The organism is Paraburkholderia sp. RCC_158, assembly GCF_041355255.1.
In the GTDB taxonomy this organism is placed as follows: Bacteria; Pseudomonadota; Gammaproteobacteria; order Burkholderiales; family Burkholderiaceae; genus Paraburkholderia; species Paraburkholderia graminis.
Map to the genome: position 1 here is coordinate 50,654 of NZ_JBFUPM010000012.1, position 23,346 is coordinate 73,999.

General features: G+C 62.3%; 20 protein-coding genes and 1 pseudogene. 18 read left to right on the top strand and 3 right to left on the bottom strand.

Annotation, left to right across the window (positions count from 1 at the left end):
- Positions 1-586: 586 nt before the first annotated feature.
- From AB6809_RS22325 to AB6809_RS22390, 14 genes are all read left to right on the top strand, one after another.
- The gene (locus tag AB6809_RS22325; RefSeq protein WP_371027197.1) at positions 587-1,048 is read left to right on the top strand and encodes a helix-turn-helix domain-containing protein; all 462 of its coding nucleotides are present in this window, start codon (positions 587-589) and stop codon (positions 1,046-1,048) included.
- A gap of 651 nt (positions 1,049-1,699) precedes the next feature.
- Positions 1,700-1,876, top strand: coding sequence for a Flp family type IVb pilin (locus AB6809_RS22330; protein WP_371027198.1), 177 nt, complete (start codon positions 1,700-1,702; stop codon positions 1,874-1,876).
- Between the two features lie 75 nt (positions 1,877-1,951).
- Positions 1,952-2,461 carry a prepilin peptidase gene (locus tag AB6809_RS22335; RefSeq protein WP_371027199.1) on the top strand — a complete coding sequence of 170 codons (510 nt, stop codon included), beginning with the start codon at positions 1,952-1,954 and terminating at the stop codon, positions 2,459-2,461.
- 13 nt (positions 2,462-2,474) lie between these two features.
- Positions 2,475-3,422 carry a Flp pilus assembly protein CpaB gene (gene cpaB, locus AB6809_RS22340; RefSeq protein ID WP_371027201.1) on the top strand — a complete coding sequence of 316 codons (948 nt, stop codon included), beginning with the start codon at positions 2,475-2,477 and terminating at the stop codon, positions 3,420-3,422.
- Between the two features lie 71 nt (positions 3,423-3,493).
- Complete coding sequence (locus AB6809_RS22345) at positions 3,494-4,978, top strand: type II and III secretion system protein family protein (RefSeq protein ID WP_371027202.1); 1,485 nt, start codon at positions 3,494-3,496, stop codon at positions 4,976-4,978.
- A gap of 10 nt (positions 4,979-4,988) precedes the next feature.
- Entirely contained in the window at positions 4,989-5,363 is a 375-nt protein-coding gene (locus AB6809_RS22350; RefSeq protein ID WP_371027203.1) for a CpaD family pilus assembly lipoprotein, read from the top strand.
- 27 nt (positions 5,364-5,390) lie between these two features.
- Positions 5,391-6,611: a CpaE family protein gene (locus AB6809_RS22355; protein WP_371027204.1), complete on the top strand. Its 1,221-nt coding sequence runs from the start codon at positions 5,391-5,393 to the stop codon at positions 6,609-6,611.
- On the top strand, positions 6,611-8,002 hold the full coding sequence (locus tag AB6809_RS22360; protein ID WP_371027205.1) for a CpaF family protein: 1,392 nt from the start codon (positions 6,611-6,613) through the stop codon (positions 8,000-8,002). The genes AB6809_RS22355 and AB6809_RS22360 overlap by 1 nt, the downstream gene beginning before the upstream one ends.
- A complete protein-coding gene (locus AB6809_RS22365) occupies positions 7,999-8,973 on the top strand; it encodes a type II secretion system F family protein (RefSeq protein WP_371027206.1) in 975 nt (324 codons plus the stop codon). The genes AB6809_RS22360 and AB6809_RS22365 overlap by 4 nt, the downstream gene beginning before the upstream one ends.
- The gene (locus AB6809_RS22370; RefSeq protein ID WP_371027207.1) at positions 8,970-9,932 is read left to right on the top strand and encodes a type II secretion system F family protein; all 963 of its coding nucleotides are present in this window, start codon (positions 8,970-8,972) and stop codon (positions 9,930-9,932) included. The genes AB6809_RS22365 and AB6809_RS22370 overlap by 4 nt, the downstream gene beginning before the upstream one ends.
- Positions 9,929-10,849, top strand: coding sequence for a tetratricopeptide repeat protein (locus AB6809_RS22375; RefSeq protein WP_371027208.1), 921 nt, complete (start codon positions 9,929-9,931; stop codon positions 10,847-10,849). The genes AB6809_RS22370 and AB6809_RS22375 overlap by 4 nt, the downstream gene beginning before the upstream one ends.
- Positions 10,846-11,340, top strand: coding sequence for a TadE/TadG family type IV pilus assembly protein (locus tag AB6809_RS22380; protein WP_371027209.1), 495 nt, complete (start codon positions 10,846-10,848; stop codon positions 11,338-11,340). Before AB6809_RS22375 ends, AB6809_RS22380 begins: the two co-directional genes overlap by 4 nt.
- 65 nt (positions 11,341-11,405) lie before the next feature.
- On the top strand, positions 11,406-12,047 hold the full coding sequence (locus AB6809_RS22385) for a TadE/TadG family type IV pilus assembly protein (RefSeq protein WP_371027210.1): 642 nt from the start codon (positions 11,406-11,408) through the stop codon (positions 12,045-12,047).
- 26 nt (positions 12,048-12,073) lie between these two features.
- Complete coding sequence (locus tag AB6809_RS22390) at positions 12,074-13,849, top strand: VWA domain-containing protein (protein ID WP_371027211.1); 1,776 nt, start codon at positions 12,074-12,076, stop codon at positions 13,847-13,849.
- Between the two features lie 398 nt (positions 13,850-14,247).
- Here the strand turns inward: AB6809_RS22390 and AB6809_RS22395 are convergent.
- A pseudogene (locus AB6809_RS22395) lies at positions 14,248-15,200 on the bottom strand (IS110 family transposase); the annotation flags it as partial.
- A 790-nt stretch (positions 15,201-15,990) separates the two neighbouring features.
- Between AB6809_RS22395 and groES the strand changes: the two are divergent.
- Both groES and groL read left to right on the top strand, forming a co-directional pair.
- Complete coding sequence (groES, locus tag AB6809_RS22400) at positions 15,991-16,281, top strand: co-chaperone GroES (RefSeq protein ID WP_006047749.1); 291 nt, start codon at positions 15,991-15,993, stop codon at positions 16,279-16,281.
- Positions 16,282-16,333: 52 nt separating this feature from the next.
- Entirely contained in the window at positions 16,334-17,974 is a 1,641-nt protein-coding gene (groL, locus tag AB6809_RS22405) for a chaperonin GroEL (protein WP_029971032.1), read from the top strand.
- A 1,242-nt stretch (positions 17,975-19,216) separates the two neighbouring features.
- Here groL and cysC read toward each other — a convergent pair.
- A complete protein-coding gene (cysC, locus tag AB6809_RS22410; protein WP_371027212.1) occupies positions 19,217-19,828 on the bottom strand; it encodes an adenylyl-sulfate kinase in 612 nt (203 codons plus the stop codon).
- A gap of 210 nt (positions 19,829-20,038) precedes the next feature.
- Complete coding sequence (locus AB6809_RS22415; RefSeq protein ID WP_371027213.1) at positions 20,039-20,899, bottom strand: hydroxymethylpyrimidine/phosphomethylpyrimidine kinase; 861 nt, start codon at positions 20,897-20,899, stop codon at positions 20,039-20,041.
- A 291-nt stretch (positions 20,900-21,190) separates the two neighbouring features.
- Between AB6809_RS22415 and AB6809_RS22420 the strand changes: the two genes are divergently transcribed.
- A complete protein-coding gene (locus AB6809_RS22420) occupies positions 21,191-21,361 on the top strand; it encodes a rubredoxin (RefSeq protein WP_006047743.1) in 171 nt (56 codons plus the stop codon).
- Positions 21,362-21,631: 270 nt separating this feature from the next.
- The gene (locus AB6809_RS22425; RefSeq protein WP_371027214.1) at positions 21,632-23,041 is read left to right on the top strand and encodes a hypothetical protein; all 1,410 of its coding nucleotides are present in this window, start codon (positions 21,632-21,634) and stop codon (positions 23,039-23,041) included.
- Positions 23,042-23,346: the final 305 nt, after the last annotated feature.

Genomic DNA, 23,346 nt, shown 5'->3' on the forward strand with positions numbered 1-23,346 from the left:
GACTGCGAGCGGACGAAATGCTCTACCTCGTACCACGTCAACCTTTTCATAAAACACCCGGGCCCAAGCGGTCAATCGCAATGCTTCAGAACTGTATTCTATAGACCAGACGAACAATCAATGACAGTTTAAAGGGGGCCGCCCGGCTAATCTGCGAGTCAACTGGTCGCGATTGAGGCGTGGCAAAGCGGTTCCGTCCCAAACGTAGTGAACTGCCGGCCAGCAGAGTGAGGAAGCGCACTGGCCGCTGCGGCGAATTCGAGTATAGGGGAGAGTCATGAGGGAGAAAACGTCTTTTGTTTCCCGGCTGGAGATCTCGGCAGCCTAAGCGGACAATACTCGACGGCGACGCGTCCATCGCCAACAATCAATTGCAGTTCACGAAAGTAGGCAGCGTCAGTAGCCGATGGACTGGATCAACGTAGAGCGAGCGTGATCGAGAGACGAATGGCGATGATTGGCCCTGAACGCTGCCTTGACACGCATCCAGCGTGACTTTGGCGAATCGTCGGGACAACGCGTTGCAAAGTGACTGTCGATCGTCTCACGCGCAGCGCTCGATTTCGTCCGCAGTAGATCTGGCACCTTGCCCGCCGACAATATTCGCCTCGCCGCACGCTGGCTGCGCGACGTTTGTCATCGCCGGATTACCGCTGGTGATGCGGCCGCCGCCGCGGCAATGAGCGGCAGCAGTTTCTCTCGCGAGTTTCCGCAGGAAATGGGCGTCTTGCCGTTGGACTATCTTGTTGACCTTCGTCTGCAAACTGCCTGCCGTCTGCTTCTCGAGACTGATTCGCCGATCGATCAGGTTGCGCGTCGCGCCGGTATGAGCAGCGGAGCTCATCTCGCCAGAAATTTCCGAACGCGCTTGAAACTGCTACCGTCTGAATACCGTGCCTATCATCGCGACGGTCCATCCAGACGTAGCCGCATGATTTCTGCTCCTGCCTTGGTGCTGCGGATCGACCTACATTCAGATCGGTTGGACCGACAGCTGTATTGGAAAGTGCGCCTGATTAGCTACGCCGACGACGACGGAGGCGGCTAGGGGATGCTGATATCAACGATGCCGTGGAGCGTCACCGACCTTTGAGCGAACGCAGGTTGCCCAGCGACTGCCTGGAGCGCGCCGCCGACGGCGCTCGCAATAGTTTTACTGACCGGGAATCTCCGTGCGCTCGTTCACCGACCGAACTGCGATGGATGGTCGGCGCCCTGCGGCCCTAGCGCTTGCGCAAGGATACTTCGGCCAAACTAAACGGACGCTGAGATTTTGCGATCATGTCCTGCGATCGCGGCGGTGTTGGGCAATTGCTAGCGCCAAACCGCGAGTGCCTGAAATTTCGAAACAAAGCATGTGGCAGCAAGCGAAACACCATTCTTACCCATCTTCCATTGGCCGCCGCAACTGAGCTCAATTGCCTGAAGTTGCGCGATCTTTCGCGGCAAAGCAGTAACGCAAACGTTTGCCAGAATTGATACCATTCAAAATATTTCCGTACAAAAGGCACCGGGCAAACAAATTCGCGATGGATCATTAAAGTTCACGTTTCCCGCGCCGTTAGCACAGTTACCGGCCGTCCCGGCTTGATGTCCGCCCCGGTTTTTCTCCGGACAGAGGGGGCAAGGGATGTGGCTGGCCATACCGGGCTTCAAAGCATTTCCGGGCGAGTCCATCTAACTGTTTTCGGGGAATTAAATGAATAAGCTTCTTAAAGCATTCGTTCGTGATGAGCGTGGCGTTAGCGCTATGGAATACGCGATTCTGGCAGGCATTATCGTCGTCGCATTGACGGCGATCAGCACGACATTCAGCAGCAGCATCAGCAGCATCTTCACCAACCTGTTTACCAAGGTTACCAACGCAGCGGGTTAATCGTTTGCCTTCGGGGTCCGGGCGCAACTGCCAGGACCTCTACCCGCCCTAAGCCGATTCCCGACCAAGCCCATCGTGCACGCACTGTCTCTCGTCATTCGTCTTGCCGTACTGGGTGCACTGCTCTGGCTCGCTGTCACCGACGTTCGTTCGCGGCGACTGCCGACCCGCGTAGTGCTGGCAATCGGTGCCCTGTTTCTCGTCGACGCGGCCCTGCTTCGCATGAGCATCGATCAGGTGATCGGGCATCTCGCGCTGGCGTTGGGCGTCTTTGCTGTTTGTGCCGCGTTGTTCGCGGCAAGAATGATAGGCGGCGGCGATGCCAAGCTCGCCTCGGTCATTTTTCTGTGGGTTGGCCTGAGTCTCGCACTGCCGGCCCTGACTCTGATTTCTGTGATCGGGACGGTAGTGTCCCTGATCAGTCTTGCCACGCGAAACATGAATTCCGACCAGCGTTCCCGGCCGTTGCGAGCGCTCGCGATGTTCTCAGGTGCACGCGGCGTGCCCTACGGCGTGGCCCTCGCGTTTGGCGGCGGTCTGACAATCGTGCTTCCGGCCTTGCTGCCGCTGATCCTCAAGCGATAGGACGTCGTCCCTCATGTCAAATGTCATCAAGTTCGCCGTGCTCATCGTTGGGGCGGTGCTTATTGCGCTGATCGTGCGCGTGGTGCTTGCGAGCGCCTCGCATCCGTCGAAGTCGGTAGTCAACACGCAAAAGGTGCGCGTTAGCGCCGCCGACCTGCCGCAAGGTCTGCTGCTGCGCGACGAGGATCTCGGCTGGAAAGCCGTGCCGACGGCGGATGTGCCGAGCGGCGCAATCGTCGCCGGAGCGAGCGACGCTCCGGAACTCAAGGGCGCGCTGCTGCGCCATGCAGCCGCGAGCGGCACGATTCTGGTAGCCGACGACGTGATCCTGCCAAGCGCGCCCGGCTTTCTCGCAGCAACCCTGAAGCCCGAGATGCGCGCCGTGTCGGTGGCGGTCGACGACGTCTCTGGCAACGCTGGCCTGATCCAGCCGGGCGATTACGTCGACCTTCTGCTCACGCAGCAGATGGATCGCCGGACCGATTCGCCCGAGCTCGCCGTGTCGAGCGAAACGGTGGTGGAACACGTCCGGGTGCTTGCAGTCGGCTCGGAAATCAAGCGGCCCAAGAACGGCGACACGCCTGATGTGCTGAGCAACCGCGCCCGCACCGTGACGCTTGAAGTCACGCCGCGCATGGGCGAAGTGGTGTCGGTCGCAGCGCGTCTCGGGAGCCTGTCGCTCGCGCTGCGCAGCTTCGCCACCGCGTCGCGCGATCCGGCGACAGCGGCATCGGCTGCCGCCGCTCAGCCTGCGCCCGTGTGGGCCGGTGACATCTCGCGCGCCGTGCGCGAATTGCCGCGCTCGCGTCAGGCCCAAGTCGTGGCCACCGCGGCGCCGCCGCTCGCGATGGCGCGGCCGGTCACGATCTATCGAGGCTCCGAGAAAGCCGAAACGTCGTCTGGCACGGCGGCATCCAGCGACGGCACCCCGCCGCTGCCCTCCATTCCTGCGGGGCGTTGATGAGGTCGCGTGCCATTCGCGCCGGTTTTACATCGCTTGCCCGATCCACTCGCCAGCACAGAGAAGCTCACATGCAGTTCAGTTCAATTCGCAAAGCAGCATCGGTGACGGCTTTCGCGGTGTTCGGCACCGCGCCGTCTCTCGCGGCTTCTCCCATGGCGACGCAGGTTCCGGCGGCCGGACCGTCCCCAACGGTCATGCACGGCGATGTCGCGGCGCGCGCCGCTGCGCTGGACGCAACGTCCGCGTCGTTGAACGTCAGCGCGGGCAAGGGCACGCTGATCCGTCTGGACCAGGCCGCCACTTCCGTATTCGTCGCGGACCCGGCCGTCGCCGATGTTCACGTGCCCTCGCCGACTGCCGTGTTCGTGCTCGGCAAGAAAGCCGGCACGACCACACTGTACGTGCTCGGCGCCAACAACAAGACACTGGTGGAGCGCACGATCATGGTCGGCCGCAACATGGACAGCGTGCGCGCGACGATCGCCGCACGCTTTCCGAGCATGGACGTGCAGCTGAGCACGAGCCAGGGCTCGCTGCAGATCTCGGGCAAGGCGCCAAACCCAGCCGATGCCGAGGCTGTCGTCGAAGCCGTCACGCCGTATCTGGCGGAAAAGGAAGTGCTGATCAACCGCATGACCATCGACCGGCCTCTGCAGGTTCAATTGCGCGTGCGGATCACCGAGGTGGACCGCAACGTCACGCAGCAACTCGGCATCAACTGGCAGTCGATGGGCAACGCGGTCGGCAACTTCTACGGCGGAATCTTCAGCGGCCGCTCGATCTACAACCTGTCGCAACCGATCGTCAACTCCAACGGCCACACGAGTTACCCGGTCAACCTGGCGACCAACAACGCGTTTTCGCTGTTCGGCGCGTTCAAGACCAACAACGTCGATATCCGGGCGCTTGTCGATGCGCTGAATCAGGAAGGCCTGCTCACCGTGCTCGCCGAGCCGAACCTGGTGGCTCTGTCCGGGCAGACCGCGAGCTTCCTCGCAGGTGGCGAATTCCCGATTCCCGTTTCTCAGACCAACGGCGCGATCTCGGTGGATTTCAAGCAGTTCGGCGTGAAGCTCGATTTCACGCCGACCGTGCTCAACTCCCGCCGCATCAGCCTGAAGGTGCGTCCGGAAGTCAGCCAGATCGACACGTCGGTGAGCGTCACGACCGGCGGCATCACGGTGCCGGGCTTGAGCGTGCGGCGCGCGGACACGACCGTCGAACTGGCTAGCGGCCAGAGTTTCGCCATCGCCGGGCTGTTGCAGAGCAATACCACCGACATCATTTCGCAGGTCCCCGGCATGGGCTCGATTCCGATTCTCGGCAAGCTGTTTTCATCGACGAACTATCAAAACAACAAAACCGAGCTCGTGATCATGGTCACGCCGTATCTGGTCGAACCGACCGATCCGTCGAAACTGCGCACGCCGCTGGATTCACTGCTGTCGCCGAGCAGCGACGTCGAATACAGCTACCGCCGTCAATCCGGCGACGCCGCCGCTGCCACGTCCGGTCAACCGCGTCTCGTCGGCGCGGCCGGCTACGTCTATTGAGCACGACATCATGAAAACGCTCCGCCTTCTTACGCTTCTCGCCGCCTGCGCCGTCGCGGCGAGCGCCAGCGGCTGCTTCAAGCCGCCGCGTGGCATGCCGGACGCGTCGACGATCGGCTTCGACGGTCGCGCCGCCGTGCTGCCCGATTGCGCGAGCCTCGCGCGCCCGTCTCTATTGACCGACGCGGGTTGGCGCCGGCCGAGCATGCAATGGGGCTGCGCGACCTACACCAACCTCGCCGCGCAGGTCGCCGATCCGCAAGACCTCGTGCAGCCGCAGCCGCTCGGCCCAGCCGATGCCGCGGTCGCGGCAAGCGCCGTGCATCGCTACGAGACAGGCCATGTGATTCCGCTGGACACCGCCACGTCACGCAATACGAAATGACGCGCGCCACTCTTACCGGACAACCTCATGGCCACAACTGACTTCAGCTTCACGAAGAGCAACAGCGGACCCCGGCTTGCCGAGTTCATCGCGTTCGTCGGCGATCGCAAGACTGAGCAGGTACTCAAGAGCTTCGTGCTCGAACAGGCGATGCCGCATACGCACGTCGCGATTGGCGGCGTCAACGAGGCGATCGCGCATTTGTCGAAGGTCGAACGCTCGCCGCAATTTTTGCTGATCGACCTGCACGATTCAGTGATGCCGCTGTCGGACCTCGGACGGCTTGCCGAAGTATGCGAGCCGTCCGTGCAAGTCGTTGCACTCGGCGGACGTAACGACGTTGGGCTGTTCCGAAGCCTGCTCAAAATAGGCGTACGTGACTATCTGGTCAAGCCGCTCACGGTGGAACTGCTCAAGCGCACCGTGAACGTGGCCGAAGGCAAAGTCAGTCCAGTGATGCTGGCGCGTTCCGGCAAGACCATCGCGTTCGCCGGCACGCGCGGCGGCGTCGGCACCACGACGATCGCGCTCAACGTGGCACGCCATCTGGCCGAAGACACGCACCGCCGGGTCGCCTACGTGGACCTGGACCTGTACGGCGGCGCGGCGAACAGTATGCTCGCGATTAAAAGCAACAACGGCTTGAATGACGTGCTGCAGAACGTGCACCGACTGGATCCGCAGTACGTGGAGCGCACGCTAGTGGCGAAAGGCGCGCGACTCTTCATGCTGTCCGCCGAACTCGACTACGGCACCGCGGGGGCTTTCAAACCAGGGGCGCTCGGGCGTGTGCTCGAACTGCTCTGCGACAGCTTTCACTACGTGATTCTCGACGTCGGCAGCATCACCGACCCGCTCGCGGCCGACGCCTTCGATTTCGCGTCGCGCGCGTATCTGATCGCCGAACGCTCGGTGCACTCGACCCGCGAAACGATCCGCCGCCTGCGCTACATCGAGGACCGCGACAACAACCCGCCGACCTCACTGCTGCTGAACAACCCTAACGCGGCGAGCGCCGGCAAGGTCGACCTGTCCGACTTCACGTCGGCGGTCGGACGCCCGCCTCTATACGAGATTCCATTCGAGTCGAAGGCCATCTCGATTGCCGAAAATCTCGGCGAAGCGCCGCACGAGAAGTCGTCGAACGGCTTCAATTACAGCATCACGCGAATCGGTCATGACCTGACCGGTCAGCCCTCGGTCGCGGAGCGCAACTTCCTCCAGAAATTCAAGTTCAGGAGAGGCTGATGTTCGGGCAAAAGCAGGCGCGCACCGTCGAGCCGACGGACGATGTTGCCGTCGCGGAGAACATCGCGCCGCCAGAACCAGTGGTGCCGCCCATCACGCCGGCTGCGAATGGCCCTGAAGGCAACGGAACGCTGGTTCGGTCGGATCTGTTCAAGACCATTCGCACTGGCGTGTTCGGGCTGATGAACGCGTCAGCGGCGGTGGGCCGCACGCGCGAGCAGATGAAAGTTGGCGTGGAACAGCTCGTGACGGAGATCGCCGAACGCGAGCATTTGAACATCACGCTCGCAGAGCAGGTACAGATCGTCGGTGAACTGCTAAACGACATGTTCGGTCTCGGCCCCATTGAACCGCTGCTCGCCGATGAATCGGTCACCGACGTGCTCGTCAACGGCCCCGACCAGGTGTACGTCGAACGGCACGGCCGGCTCGAACTCACGCCGTTCAAGTTCCGCGACAACGCGCATGTGGTCAACGTCGCGCAACGGATCGCGGCCGGTGTGGGCCGGCGTGTCGACGAAAGCAGCCCAATGGTCGATGCGCGTCTCGGCGACGGCAGCCGGGTCAACGTGGTGTTGCCGCCGCTTGCGATTCACGGCGCGACGATCTCGATCCGGAAGTTTTCGAAGCGCAACATCACGCTTCACCGGATGGCGCAGCAAGGCAACATGTCGCAGCAGATGGCGAACCTGCTGAAGGTCGCGAGCATCTGCCGGCTGAACGTCATCGTGTCGGGCGGCACGGGTTCGGGCAAGACGACGCTGCTCAACGCGCTGTCGCATTTCATCGGACTCGGCGAGCGGACCATAACGATCGAAGACGCCGCGGAACTGCAACTCGTGCAGCCGCATGTCGTGAGTCTGGAGACGCGGCCCGAGAATGCCGAAGGGCTTGGCGGCGTCACGCAGCGCGACCTTGTGCGCAATGCGCTGCGAATGCGCCCGGACCGCATCATTCTCGGTGAGACGCGCGGCCCCGAAGCCTTCGACGTTTTGCAGGCGATGAACACGGGCCACGACGGCTCGATGACCACGATCCACGCGAACACGCCGCGCGACGGCATCACCCGGCTTGAAAGCATGGTGATGATGGCCAACGGCAACCTGCCCTTGCTGTCGATTCGCCGGCAGATCGCGAGCGCTGTGCATCTGATCGTACAAATCGAACGGATGCGCGACGGCATGCGCCGCGTAACGCGGATTACGGAACTTGTCGGCATGGAAGGCGACGTCATCATCACGCAGGATCTGTTCACGTTCCGCTACGACGCCACGGCTTACAACGAAGAAGTCAAAGGCGCCTACGAATCCGCGCAGGTGCGCCCCGCGTTCGCCGCGCGCGCCGCGTATTACGGACTCGAAGAAGCGCTGCTCGAGGCGATGCGGCCATGAACCGGATCGATCTGCTCACAGCCTGTTCGTTCATCATCGTGCTGATGCTGGGCGTGATGTGGCTGACCGTGCAGGACATACAGAAGAAGCAGCCTCGCGCGCGCATCAAGGCGCGCATGGAGGGCACGTTCTCCTCCGAGCGATCCCGCACGAGGAACGCGAAGGCACATACGACGGATCTGTTCACCATCAGCCGGCGCGAGAACGCGTTCAGCCGCTGGTATGGCCCGAAAGCGGCGCGGCTTCGCACCGTCGCCGGTAGTAAAGGCATTCGCATCGTGTTCGCCGCCGGCGCCGCGGGCGCGCTGCTCGCCTTTCTGATGACGCACTTCATGCCGCTACCCGGCATCGCGAAGCCGCTCATCATGATTGGTCTGCCGGTGTTCGCGGTCAGGCGTGCCTACGGTTTTCTAGTGCAGCGCTTCAGGCGGCGCTTTCTCGACGGTTTTCCCGATGTAATCGACCTGATCGTGCGCGCGGTCCGCGCGGGGGTGCCCGTCACGCAAGTCATTACGACCGTTTCGGGCGAGTGCAGGGAACCCATTCGCGACGAGTTCAAGCTGATGAGCGATTCGCTGCAGGTCGGTCTTGATCTGGAAGAAGTGTTGAACGTCGCCGTCAAACGGATTGAAATCGCGGACTTCTCGTTCTTTTGCGTCTGCCTGTTGCTACAGCGCGAAACGGGTGGCCAACTCGGCGAAACGCTCGAGGGCCTTTCCGGCATCGTGCGAACCCGGCGCGAGATTCGACAGAAAACCAGGGCGCTGACCGGTGAAGCGCGCATCACAACAAAGATCATGGCCGCCATCCCGGCTGTGATCATGCTTGCTATGTACGTTCTCAACCGCACCTATCTGTATGTTCTGTTCAAGACCGAGCCTGGCCAGAAACTGCTGACTTTCGGCGCGATCTCGCTCGTGCTCGGGCTGGTCGTGATCAACAAGATTTCCAGGCTGGATACTTCGCGATGAGTCCGGGCAACGTCCAAACACTGATCAACCTGCTGATGCTGTTTGCGCTGTTCGCCGCGCTTGCGATCTGGTGGGTGACCAAACACGGCGGTCGCCGCGGACGGATCGCCGAGCGCACGCGTCACGCCGCGCTGAGCGTGCGCGCCGATGGTCGCGAACCCGAGGAGTTGGAACAAGGCAGCAGCTTGCGTCAGCGAATGATCCGGCGCCTGACGATCATCGGCGACCGCTTGCCTTTATTCGACGCGAAGTATCGTCAGAAGCTGCATAAGCAGATGCTGCAAGGCGGCTACCGCAGCCGCTCCGCTGTCTCGATCCTGCTTGCAATCAAATTCGCGACGGGCCTGGTGTGCGCGGCGCTTACGGTCATGCTGGGATCGCATATTCCGGTGATCGGCGCATTCCCGGCGGTGCGCGGAATGATGATGCTGTTCGTGTTCATCGTCGGGATGATCATTCCCGAATATATCGTCGCCTTCCGGGCGTCGCGGCGCCGCAAGGAGATGGCTGCATGCCTGCCCGATGCGCTCGATCTGCTCGTGATCTGTACTAACGCCGGTAACAGTCTCGGCGTGAGCATCCGCCGCGTGGCCGACGAACTCGCGACCATCTGTCCGCCGCTGTCCGGAGAATTCGCGCTGACCGCCGACGAACTGAAACTTTCCGGCGACAGCACGCGAGCGCTCCAGGAACTGGCCGAACGCATCAACCTGCCGTCGATCCGCGCGCTGATCGCCACGCTTACCCAGTCGATGCGATACGGCACGCCCATCACCCAGGCCTTGCGCACGCTGTCGCGCACAGAACGTCTTGCGCACATCGTCTCGCTCGAAGAGAAGGCCGCCAAGCTCGCGCCGAAGATGGTCGTGCCGATGATGCTCTTCATCCTGCCCGCAGTCGTCGCAGTCGCGGCCGGGCCGGCTGTCATTCAACTGATGGACGCCCTCGCCAAGCAATGAAAACCGCTCACACCACCGTCGCCTTACACACCCTGCGCACACGCGGTGCGAAGCTCGTGCATTCGGCTCCGCGCGCCGCGCTGCTTGCCTGTGGTCTATCGCTGCTAATGCTGGGCGCGGCCTGCACCACGACCCAGCGCGTGACCGAAGCGCGCCCCGTGATGCGCAACGCCACGCCGAGCAACATGAGTGAGATGCACATCGCGGAAACGGCGCTCGACTCGGGCAATCTCGAACTCGCGACGTCGCTGTACGAGAGAATCGTAAAGACCAATCCGCGTTCCGTCGAAGGGTTGACCGGTTTGGGCAACACGCTGTATGCGGTCGGCGACTATACGCGTGCCGGCGTCTATTACGATCACGCGAGCGCGGTTGATGCAAACGCGCCCGCGCCGCTGATCGGGCATGCCCGCGTGGCGATTCACCAGCGCCGTTTCGAGGAGGCGATCGCCACCTATCGCCGCGTGCTCACCCTGACGCCGAGCGACACGCTCGCGTTGGCGGGCTTGGGCGCGGCGATTGATCTGTCGGGCGATCACGCGGGCGCGCAGGCCGTTTTGCGTGAAGGCCTCAGCAAGAATCCCGGCGACCCGATGCTCAGCGTGAACCTCGGGCTGTCGCTGATTCTCGGTGGCAATCCGCGCGAAGGGGCGAATGTGCTGCTCGACGTCACGCGCTATCCGGCCGCGCCGACGCAGGCTCGCCAGGATCTCGCGCTCGCTTACGGCTTACTCGGCAACACGGACGCTGCCGCCGAAATCCTCGGGCACGATCTGCCCAAAGCCTCGGTGCAGGACAATCTGCGCTTCTATCAGATCCAGCGGGAGCGTCTTGGATTGCATTCGAGTGCGGATGCGGGCGCAGCACAAGCTGCCGCCGTGCCGGGCGTTCCCGTGCAAGCCGCGAGCCTCCGATGACAGCGGCGGCCCAGTTACGAGGGCGCGGACTCGAGCTCGCGCTGGCCGACGACAGCGGCGTGTCGGCGATCGAATTCGCGCTGCTATCGCCGGTGGTGTTCTTTCTCGTACTAGGCACCGTGGAACTCGCGCTCGACATGATCGTCGACGCTTCCGTTCAGATCGCGGCCCAATCCGCTTCCCGCACGGGCTTGACCACCACGGTCCCGACCGGCAGCACACGCGCCGACCAGGCCGCGAGCATCGTGATGAACACGCTTGGCGGATGGAAAAAGATTGGCGGCACCGTCGCCATCAAGACGCTTAACTACGGCACCTACAACAACGTGGGGACGACGAGTTATCAGTCAAACATGGGCGAGTTCGGTGATGTGGTGTCTTACCAGATCACCGTCACGTTGCCGAAAGGGTTCACGGGTTTGCCGAAGTATTTCGGCGTGCCGCTGCCGCTGACATTCCAACGCAACTACCTCGTGCAGAACGAAAAATGACACGCATCGCCGACAGATTGCCGCCGCTCCCGCGCCGCCGATTGCGCATCGGACGGCGCACGCTTATGCCGCTTCTGCGCTCGGATCGCGGCAGCGTCGCCATCGAGTTCGTGGTCCTCGTGCCGCTGATGCTGCTCGTCATGCTCGGCTTCAGCGAGATCTATCTGTACATGCGCGCGGTGAGCCTCGTCGAACACACCGCGTTCACGCTGGCTGATTCGTTGGGACAGATGTCGTCGGTTGTCAACGACTCGGGCACGACGTCGTCGAACAGCCTGGGTTCTATCTGGAATGCCGCCGCGATGATCGCCGCGCCCAATAGCCTGAAAACGCAAGGCGGCGTGTATGTGTCGTCGATCTGCGATCAGACGATCAAGCTGTGCTCGGCGAGCAGTCCGAGCAACATCGTCAATTCGCCGTCCGCACCGACGATGGCCTCAGGCACCCCGCTGCTGTTCTGGCAGCGCAGCGCGCCGTGGACCTCGTCAGGCATGAAGTCGAAAGAGAGCACCGGCAGTCTGCTGCCGACCACCTGGCCGTTCCGCAACGGAGATTCTGCGATCGTGGTGGAGGTGTTCTATTCGTACAAGCCGTTTTCGATGACGCTGCCCTTCTGGGCAAACGCGCCCGGCACGCAGCTCATCTACGAGCGCATCTATGTGCGGCCGCGCTCGGGCAGTGCGCTTTCTCTGGTGGCGGCGTCGTGAGGCGCGTTCCGGCCAGGCGCCGCACGATGACGTCGGAACCGCGCACGCTATCAGCGCTGCTCCAGGGCGACGAGGGCGCGATTACCGTCGTCTTCGCGTTCTGCGCGACGCTGATGATCGGCTCCATGTGCACCGCCATCGACACGATCCACTATCAAATGACGCAGACGCGCGTGCAGATGGCACTCGACGTCGCAACGCTGTCATCGGGCATCAATCTTCTGCATTACAGCACGACGACCGGCAGCAACCTCACGCAATGGCAGGCCGACGCGCGCGCTTATTACAACGCGAACATGCCGTCGGGCTACATGGAATTTTCGATGCCGGACGCGCAGTTCTCGGCGAGTGTGACCGGCCAGCCGTCCACCGGCCAAACTATCAAGCTTGCCGCCACGGGCTCTGTGGGGTTGCTCGCGCCAATCATCTTCGGCAGGAGCACATCGAGCGGCAATTCCGGCTCGGGTTCGGGCTCAGACAGTTCGTCTCCCGATAAGGTGACGATTAGCGCGTCGAATGCCGCGCTGCGCATGCCGCAAAGCCAGCTCGAACTCGTGCTGGTGCTCGACAACACCGGGTCGATGGCGGACTACGCGAGCAGTAGCAAATCGCAGGGCACGAAGATCCAGGGGCTACGCACTGCCGCGACCGATCTGGTGAACGACATCCTCGGCGTTCAGGGCAACAATTCCTACATCGGACTGGTGCCCTTTACCACGATGGTGAACCTCGGCGGTTCGCTGCTATCGAGCGGCAGCTGGATCTCGCCGACGTTTGCGTACAACCCTAAGAACGTCTACATGACGCCTCAAACGGGCATCACAGGATCGGGATGGGGCGGCTGTCCCGTCGAGCCGCGCGACGCGGGCCTGAATCTCTACCCGAAAGCCTATGCGCCCAAGGACGCTCCGGGCTTTACGCCGTTTTACTACAACGTGCCCAAAGCGGGATTCACGGTCACGACCTACAAGAGCACCAGCAGCGGCAGTAGTGACAATTGCGTCGTGCAAAGTAGCAAAACTGTCGCCGGCGTTCCGCTGACATTGCAGAGCAACGGTTCCGCGACGACCTGCCGCATCGGCAGTGGTACCGGCATCGTGGCGGCGTGGGGCCAGGCGAGCCAAACGAATCCGGGGACGAAGTTCTACGACCAGAACGGCAACGTCAACGGCTCAGGCAGTCCCTGTTCGATTGCTCCGGTTAAATTCCTCAGCAAGGACGCAACCACGCTGAAGACCGCCATCGGCAACATGCAGGCGGCAGGCTCCACGATGATCCCGACTGGGTTGCTATGGGGCTGGCGCATGTTGTCATCGACCTGGTCGAACAGCGTGTCGAATGGCAATGGCTGGGCGTCGACAGACAGCACGTTGCCGCGTGTAGAGACCACTCAGGGCTTGCAGCGCGTCGCCATTGTGCTGACCGACGGCGAAAACGATCCGGGCAGCGCAAACGGGATCATGCCCGCGCCGTCGTTCAACGGTTTGACGGGTGTGGGAAGCAGCGCGTTGAAAGCGCCGACTGTAACGCGCACCGACGGCTCGTCTCTTTCGAACGGATCGACTACCTCGGTGACCGACATCAACGCTTTTCAGCTTGCCGTTTGCAACGCGATGAAGGACGACGGCATCATCATCTATGCGATCACGTTCGGCAGCGACGCATCCAGTTCGGTCGCACAGACAACGATGCGAAACTGCGCGTCGCCAGGCAACTACTTTCACGCGCCGACCAATGCGACGCTCGATGCGATCTTCCAGCAGATCGCGGGCAACCTCGGTGTGCTGCGTCTCACGCAGTGACCGTGAGTCGAGTTGATGCACAGCCTCATGGGAGGATGATTCGAGTCTGTGGTCTCTGGGAAGGATGCCGCTGCGGGCCGCGTCTGGCGCAATTGTCGAGCCAGGCAGCGACAGGAGCAATTCACGGCTTCCGCGGGATTTTTTACTTCCATCGTTCTTTATATAGACGCCTCGGGTTTGCCAAGGACTTGTTGCGTCGTCGAACAGATACAGGCTGCAGTTTTATATTTTGCCCGTGTAGATCGACGCCCGCCGGCCCCATGGAATCCGCTGATTCAATCCTCATTTTTGCCACGGACTGTCTTGTCCGGAGGACGATGCAGGTTTGATGAGTCCCAGTCTTACCTGTTTGCCATTGCAACATCACGTTGCGCAACCTTGAACGATAGAGTTGAGAATCAGAACGACGTGGTACGGTGGCAGGTCAAGTCACCGCGACGGGGGGGGGGGTAGCTAGCGCTGTATGAGCGACCGTGGGCCAACGGAGCCCATATAGTTCGGGCAATCTTGTTTGCCATCGCAACGACTACGACATGGAGCGGACGGCGCATACTTACTTGCACAGCTCATGAACTTGGGTCTTTGACATGTTCCATGACGGAGCGGGCACCGTGAATCACAAGAGTACGCAGATATCGGTCTCCTCTCTTGCTGATACCAAGCAGGCGGACCTTGCCACCAGTTCCTAACTTCGCGGGGGCACGCCCAAGCCACACGCGAATTCCGCCCGGAACGGAGGGCGTTGGGGTCGCTCATGCAGGCGGCAGCGGCAGTAACAGAGAGGAATCCCGCGCCCAGGATGTCTGCGATTGTCGTGCAGGCCGGGTTCTCACGTAACCATGCACGTAGTCGCTGTTCGATGACAGCAATCTGTTTGTCGATATCGACTAGGCGCTGCCATTGCTCTCAAAGAGAATCTATCGATATCCGTCGCAGGCGTGAATCGAGGTGCAGCAGGACGTCTGGCACGGCCCGGTTCATTGCCGCACGCCCAACGCTCGTTACTTCTGCGTACTGCCCCAGCAAACCGCTCAGGCAGTTGGACTGGGAGCGTCGGAATGTAACAAGCTGCTGCCACATTCGAGGCAACGCAAGAACGGCCTGCTGGCTTGAGTCTTAACCGGCACGGCCCTTACGCCCGGGTGTTTTGCCGGTGTCCAGATGGCACGCGTCTCGGCTACGTCATTCTTGTTCCCTGTGACGAACGCCTTGACCAGCCTGACAGGCGTCAACTTGACCTCGTGCCCGAGCTCAACAAGACGACGCGCCCCGTGCTGTGAACCTCCGCAAGCCTCCATCCCGACAAAGGCATCGTTCGCGATTAAAAGTGCTCCAGGAACTCGGTGCGACGAGCTGTCTGTACGATTCGCCGGTGCGTGCATCTCAATCTCGCGGATGCGAAACTTGCCGTAGATCGCTGTCTTGCGTCAACCGAGGCGATAGTCAACACGGAGGACGTGGCATCGGCGAAGCGACACATGCTTGCACTAGCGGAGATTCGCTTCCTTGCGACGGCATCTGCAGCGAGCGGATCAGGGCTATTTCCCGCCGGACGAATGACCGTTAAGGATGAGACTGAAGGACCGTTCTGGGGTCGAGATCAGTCCGGAAGCTCAGATTCCGCGCTCAACTCGCCCGTTAACTTGAACGTGAAACGGCTGCGTCCGTCTCGGGAGACGCCGGGCCGCTAGACCTGCGCGCCCGGCATATCCGCGGCGCAGCGTAACTTGCCGGAATTCGCCATCGGCTTCGATCAGCTACTTCTGACGGCGAGCTGCTTGCTGGCTAAGCTCCTGAAGGTCGGCGTTAAGGGTATTTACCGACCTTGTGTGGGTTTCCTGGGACATCGAATCTGGCGGGTCGGACATAAAGGTTGCCGCGTCAGATTGCGGCGATTCGTGACCGTAAGCCTTTGTATGACAAGGGTAATTTGTCCTGCTGAGCACACTCGCGGTTCAAGCTGAAGTAAACCGGGTTCAAAGTTGGACGAACCTCGCCAACGATCCCTCCCTTCTTGAATTTGTCACCACCTGTCCATATAATTAGCACTCGTCGCACGAGAGTGCTAACAACTTCGCCGGTTGGCTCGGCCAGCCGGGTTTTCCAAGCGTTCTTCAGTCTCAATCAAGAGAGGAGTATGTATGAACCTTCGTCCTTTGCATGATCGCGTGATCGTCAAGCGTCTGGATCAAGAAACCAAGACCGCGTCGGGCATCGTGATCCCCGAAGCCGCAGCAGAAAAGCCGGATCAGGGCGAAATCCTGGCCGTCGGCCCGGGCAAGCGTGACGATAAGGGCGCGCAAATCGCCCTCGACGTGAAGGTTGGCGACCGCGTTCTGTTCGGCAAGTACGCAGGCCAGACCGTCAAGGTCGACGGCAACGAACTGCTGGTCATGCGCGAAGAAGACATCATGGCCGTGGTGAACAAGTAAGCGCAAAGCGCTACTTACACGGTTATATCCAGAGAATTCAAGGAGTTAGAAGATGGCAGCTAAAGACGTCGTATTCGGTGATTCCGCCCGTGCCAAGATGGTCGAAGGCGTGAACATCCTCGCGAATGCTGTGAAGGTCACGCTGGGTCCGAAGGGCCGCAACGTTGTCCTGGAACGCAGCTTCGGCGGCCCGACGGTCACCAAGGACGGTGTGTCGGTCGCAAAAGAGATCGAACTGAAAGACAAGCTCCAGAACATGGGCGCGCAAATGGTCAAGGAAGTGGCTTCCAAGACCAGCGACAACGCAGGTGACGGCACCACGACCGCAACGGTCCTGGCTCAGTCGATCGTCCGCGAAGGCATGAAGTACGTTGCATCGGGCATGAACCCGATGGACCTGAAGCGCGGTATTGACAAGGCTGTTACGGCTGCAATCGAAGAACTGCGCAAGATCAGCAAGCCGTGCACGACCAACAAGGAAATCGCTCAAGTTGGCGCGATTTCGGCAAACAGCGACTCGTCGATCGGCGACCGCATTGCTGAAGCAATGGACAAGGTCGGCAAGGAAGGCGTGATCACCGTCGAAGACGGCAAGTCGCTGCAAGACGAGTTGGACGTCGTCGAAGGTATGCAATTCGACCGCGGCTACCTGTCGCCGTACTTCATCAACAACCCGGACAAGCAAGTTGCCGTGCTCGAGAACCCGTTCGTGCTGCTGCACGACAAGAAGGTCTCGAACATCCGTGATCTGCTGCCGGTTCTGGAACAGGTCGCCAAGGCTGGCCGTCCGCTGCTGATCATTGCGGAAGACGTCGAAGGCGAAGCACTGGCAACGCTGGTGGTGAACAACATCCGCGGCATTCTGAAGACGGTTGCTGTGAAGGCTCCGGGCTTCGGCGATCGCCGTAAGGCCATGCTGGAAGACATCGCGATCCTGACCGGCGGCCAGGTCATCGCTGAAGAAACCGGCCTGACGCTCGAAAAGGCAACGCTGGCAGAACTGGGCCAGGCGAAGCGTATCGAAGTGGGCAAGGAAAACACGACGATCATCGACGGCGCTGGCGAAGGTGCGAACATCGAAGCGCGCGTCAAGCAAGTGCGCAAGCAGATCGAAGAAGCAACGTCGGACTACGACCGTGAAAAGCTGCAAGAGCGCGTTGCCAAGCTGGCAGGCGGCGTTGCAGTGATCAAGGTCGGCGCTGCGACCGAAGTCGAAATGAAGGAAAAGAAGGCACGTGTCGAAGACGCACTGCACGCAACGCGCGCAGCTGTGGAAGAAGGCATCGTTGCTGGCGGCGGCGTTGCGCTGATCCGCGCACGTACCGCGATCGCCGGCCTGAAGGGCGCTAACCCCGATCAGGACGCAGGTATCAAGATCGTTCTGCGCGCAATGGAAGAGCCGCTGCGCCAGATCGTCACGAACGGCGGCGAAGAAGCCAGCGTCGTGGTGGCTGCAGTTGCTGCTGGCCAGGGCAACTACGGCTACAACGCAGCGACCGGCGAGTATGTCGACCTGGTCGACGCCGGTGTCGTGGACCCGACGAAGGTCACGCGCACGGCACTGCAAAACGCAGCATCGGTAGCAGGTCTCCTGCTGACGACCGACGCAGCGGTTTGCGAACTGCCGAAGGAAGACTCACCGATGCCTGGCGGCATGCCTGGCGGCATGGGCGGCATGGGCATGGACATGTAATTTCGTGTCCGCTCCCCGGTTGGGCCCTGGTCTACAGGCTCAGTCGGGAGCACATGCGAAAGCGCACCGCGAGGTGCGCCTTGCCAAAGAAAAACCCGCATTTCTGCGGGTTTTTCTTTGGTATGGAGCTTTGCTGGACTTGGTTGCCGGTTACCCCTGATCAGCCTCCGAGTTGACGCGCTCAACCGACAGGCTAAGACGGCGGTTCGACTGCTTTGCAGGCCACGGCGTCGAGGATCGGAGGCTGAACCGGTTCAGACAGTTTTCGTCGACAAAGTTTGCGTGGGTTACCGCTTCGGTTCAATTGCGGTACGGCTCAGAACCCTGGCGATGAGCGTGACCACACTGCGAACAGTCGTGTCGACTGTTGGCAGAAGTGCAGCCGCCATGGGGGACCGGCAAATCGGAGGTTCCGGAGATAGGAAAAGGTAACAAAAAGGCCACCCTCGAAGGTGCAGCCTTTGACCAATATCGATCGGAGACCAAACCCTGGAAATCTATTCAGCGCGGAACACGAGGATACCGACGTTCACGATCGTGCTTACGGCCCCGATGTGTCATGTAACCACCATAGACTAGGATCGGCGCCAGCAGCAGAAGGACGAACAATCCTAGGTTCATTGTCGGTCTCCGTTCAGGGAATTCATGCCGACGGGAAGGTTACCACGACTATCGGCACCGCTACACTTGGAACCTCGCGAGTGGACCACGTCTGTGTGGCATGAGAGACGCCTGCCGCATCTGCCAACGACACGATCGTAAGCAAGTGGCACAGCCGCCAACTGCTTGCGCTGAGCTTGAGTCCGGTCGGGTTCAAACGGCCATTGAAAAACTATTGGTTGTTGTGCCGCGCGGCGCTTTCGCGCCTCGCGCGGAGTCAAGTGCGAAGTTCCCGTCAACTTCAACGTTGACGCGAACCTGCGCCTCGTCAAGCAGTACCTTGTTGGTTGAAGTTGCTTCACTTCGACGAGTCGCTGGAGCAGCGGTAACGGCTTTTGAAGGGCTGCATCAGACCGCGATCTCAGGTAAGCAGGTGGCAGATTCGAGAGGACCATGCTGGATGGAGGCTCTATCAAAGGTCGACGATTCGCACCAGGCCCCGGCCGTCGCTCGCTGTCCAGACCCCCGCAAGTTGCGCGAGCCGGTGAGCATCGCGTCGTATTCCTCTCCGCACGACAACTGGTGGAGACCAACTGCATTGTCGCCACCTCCCGACGTATTAGAGCGGCGATGCCCGTTCGCCTATGCAGCGAGGGCGAGAAAGTGCTCGCGCAAGTATCCGAAGATGCCGGCGACGCTTTCGCTCGGCGTCAGGGTAGCAGTATCGATAGCGAGCTCCGGATCCAGCGGCGTTTCATACGGCGCCGAAATGCCGGTGAACGCGGGAATCTCGCCGGCCAGCGCCTTCGCGTACAGCCCTTTCGGATCGCGGCCTGCGCAAGTGGCGACCGATGCGGACAAGTACGTCTCGATGAAACTGCCGGCGCCGATGATGTCGCGAGCCATGGCCCGGTCGGCGTGCATCGGCGAAATAAGCGCTGCAACAACGATGAGGCCCGCGTCGTTCATCAGTTGCGCGACATGCGCGACGCGGCGGATGTTTTCGTGGCGGTCGCGCTGGTCGAAGCCCAGATCGCTGCCGAGGCCGTGGCGAACGTTGTCGCCGTCGAGTACATAGCAGGCGTGGCCTTGCGCGACCAGTTGCCGTTCGAGTTCGAATGCGATGGTCGACTTGCCCGCTCCCGACAGGCCGGTGAGCCAGATCGTGACCGGTTTCTGGCGGTGAGTCCGCATCCTGTCTTGTAGCGTTATGGTGCCGTGAGAGCGTCGCACCGGACTTTGGGAGTCTTCCATTCTCGTGTTCCTGAATGGCGGCGTGCGGTTTTTGCACGCATTGCAACCTCTGATTACAGCGGGAGTTAAGCCGACGTTGCTAATCGAGGCAATCTGGCGAGAGTCTACGGCGCGGGACCGTATCCCATCAAGCGGCTGGCTGACGCGCGGCTGCGTCAGCGGCATGCACCGCGCGCCAAACTCGCAAAATGCAGTAAGGCGACGCGCGCGTCAGTGTCTTGCTTCGCCGGGCGCCGCGTCCTTGCCCGTGGCTGGCGGCGTTTCGTCGTCGCTGCCGCGGGCCCAGAAGAAGCGGTCCGGCATATAGGCGCCCATGCCCGGCCGGAACGCGCTGCGTATCGCCTGATACAGATACTCCTGCGCTTCGCGAACCGCCTCCGCAGGTTCCTGACCGTTGGCGAGCAGCGCCGCGATCGCCGAGCCAAGCGTGTCGGTTATGCCCATGATCCGGTTGCTGCCGCGGTCCCACATGTCCTGACGCAACTGGCCGTCTTCGCTGAAAAGCGTGTTGACGAGCCGGTGTGTGCCCGTTTCCGTCGACAGAATATATTCGCAGCCATGCGACAGCAGATGCGAGATCGCCGCGTCGAGGCTCGGCGCTTCGGCGTCGCCGTCCGGTTGGGCAAGGGCGAGCAGCGTGGCGGAATCGGCGACCAGCAAGGTGGTTTGCGGCGCGAGCAGGTCGGCGATGGCCTCGCGCAGTTCGTCGGCGGCGAGCACGTGCTCGTCGTCGAGCGCGAAGTCCGGGGCGAGAATCAGCGGAATGTCGTCGTAATCCGCCACCACCTCGGCGATCGCGCTCACGACTTCGGCGCGCGTGCAGGCGCCGACCTTGAACGCCGCGATCGGCATGTCTTCGAGAAGCATGCGCGCCTGCGTGGCGACCACTTCGGGATCGAGTCCGTTTACCTCGTCGCAGGTAGCGGAATCGCGCACGGTGTAGCCGGTAAGCACCGAGACGCCATGACAGCCCATGCTGGCAAGGGTCATCAGGTCGGCTTGCAGTCCTGAGCCGCCGGTGGGATCGGAAAGACCGAAGGTGAGGACGATCGGAGGCGTGTCGCTGGGCATGAAGATTTAGGAGGAGCAGTATTTTCGGTGCACTGGGTGCGCAATTCGCTCAATTATGCGTCCTAAACCGGCGCAGGGGCGTTTTTTCGCATCGGGCCGCTCCCTGTCGCTTCGTGCCGCAACCGCGCCCGCCGTGTGGCGCGACGCCGCATGTTGCGCCGCGTGATCCGTCCAGCGCTGCCCGCGGCCGTGGACCGCCTGCATCGGGCGTTTGCCATTGCTAGGCATTGGGGCGGCAACACGGTACCATCATGGCTCCCGTTTCCCCGGACTTCACGACGCGACACAAGAATGGAATATCAAAGCTGGATGTGCCTCATTTGCGGCTGGATTTACGACGAAGAAGCCGGTTTGCCGGACGAAGGCATTGCGCCGGGCACGCGCTGGGAAGACGTCCCCATCAACTGGACGTGCCCGGAATGCGGCGCGCGCAAGGAAGACTTCGAGATGGTCCAGATCTGACATCGAAGTCGGCCGGCGGCGCTCGGCCGGAGTGTGGCGTCGCGCCGGAACGTCGCCGTGCCGGCGGTGTCGCAATCACAGGCTGGCATCGCCTCGTATTGCAGGGGGCATTGGCTCTTCAGTATTCGTCACTGGGCACGCATCGCCGCGCATTGTGGTTGCGCGTTTGTCATTGCGCATTTGTCATTGTTCAGTCGCCGGTTCGCGCGTTAGGCGCTCAGTCTGCGCGCAGCGCCAAGCGGCGGCCCGCCGACTTTCCGTCGCCAACTCATGACTCTTCGATCCGCAGCTCCCGTTTCCTTCGACGCATTGCCCAACCCGCGCGGCGGTGCCGTACGCCCCGCGGAGCTGGCGCTGGCTGAAGCGCTGCTTGCGTTCGAGCAGCACACCGGTTGCACGACTGTACTGGTGCGGGTCTCGCACGCGTTGCGCAGCGCCGGCTGGCTGAGCGCCACCCGTTTTGCCGATGTGCTGGTGCGCCTTTCGCCGCTTGCGGCCGGCGATCCGGCCGAGGCCGAGAGCGTGCGCCCGGGCTTCGGCACGGCGCTGCGCGATTTCCGGGCGGCGCTCGAGCGTCACAATCTGCGCGAACTCGCCTGTTCGCCGACGCTCTTCGATCACTACCGCACGCTGTGCGCCGGTCTTGGTGAGCACAGCGCCGCGTCACCCGTTGCGTTCGAAGATCTCGCGTTGACCGCACGCCCCGTGCCGCCGGTGTCGTTTCACGCGCAGCCGGCCGAGCAGTTGGCCCATCTGCGGGCGCGCTATGAACGCGCGCTGTTGCCGGTGCTGCGCTCGCAGCCGGACACGGGCAGCGCGGCGGCGCGCGCAGCGACACAAGCGGCACTGGACGAACTCGACGCCGTATTCACCGAGCTGGCCGGTCCCGATCCGTACGACTTCTGGCGCCTCGCCAAGGCGTGCGCGCGCGCGTTGCGCGTGAGCGGACGCGCGGCCGGCGAGCCCGACGCGCGGCGCTTCTATGCGCGCTGCAACCTCGCGCTCGCCGACCACGCGCGCGGCATCGAACGCGCGCAGCGCTCGCTCGTGCGGGCCACGCTCGCGCTGCTGTGGCGCGACTACGCGCTGTTCGGCGCCGCCGCCGAAGACGCCGATCAGGTCGAGGTGCTGCACGATTACGGCTTGACGGTCGACTGGCACGTCGCGGGCACGCAGGCATCCGAAATGCTTTGGGAAGCCGGCGCGGTCGAGGCGCAATCGTTCAGCGCGCAAACGTCAATGACGCGCGACCTCGGCGTGCTGAGCGTCAATGCCCATGCTTACGAGGACTTTTTGCAGACGGCGGACGCCGCCATCTCCGCGCTCGCCGAACACGCGCGCGCCGCGGACCAGCCGGAAAAGGCCGATCCCAGCGAAGCGCTGCAAGCCGGCGACGCCGCGTACCGGCTCGGGTCCGCCGCTTGCGCACTGGGCCTCGGCCACGTCGCGCTGCTCGCGGATGCACTTGGGCTCGCATGGCGCCGTCGTGCGCACGCCGGGGTTTCGACGCCAGCCGTGCGCGCGCATGTGATCGTCGACGCGCCCGCGGCGAGTGCGCTCGAAAACGCCGCCGAGGCGTTGCGCGCGACGCTGCACAAGGTGGCCGCAGGCGTGGCGCCGCCGGCCAGCAGCGCTGCGCTCGCTGCGTTGACGCGGGCGATCGAGCAGGGCGGCGCGTGATCGAGGCGTGAGCGCCACGCAAGTGGGCAAGGCGGCGCGCAGTTCGCGCGAGCGGCACGTAACCTGAACAGGGCGGCGCGTGATTCAAGCGCGAGGGGCAAGCAACTCCGGCAAGGCGCCGCGCTGCTCCCGCAGGCCGCATGAGAACCACGCGGCCAAGCCACGCCAACACCGCGCCGCGCAAGCGCCGCGCACCTCGAATCGGCACCGTGGCAACGCGCGCGTGCGTGATAGAGTGCGACATGAATCGCCGTCGATGGCTCGCGGCACGCCGCATCACTCCGGCCGCCGCTCCACGCTGCTCA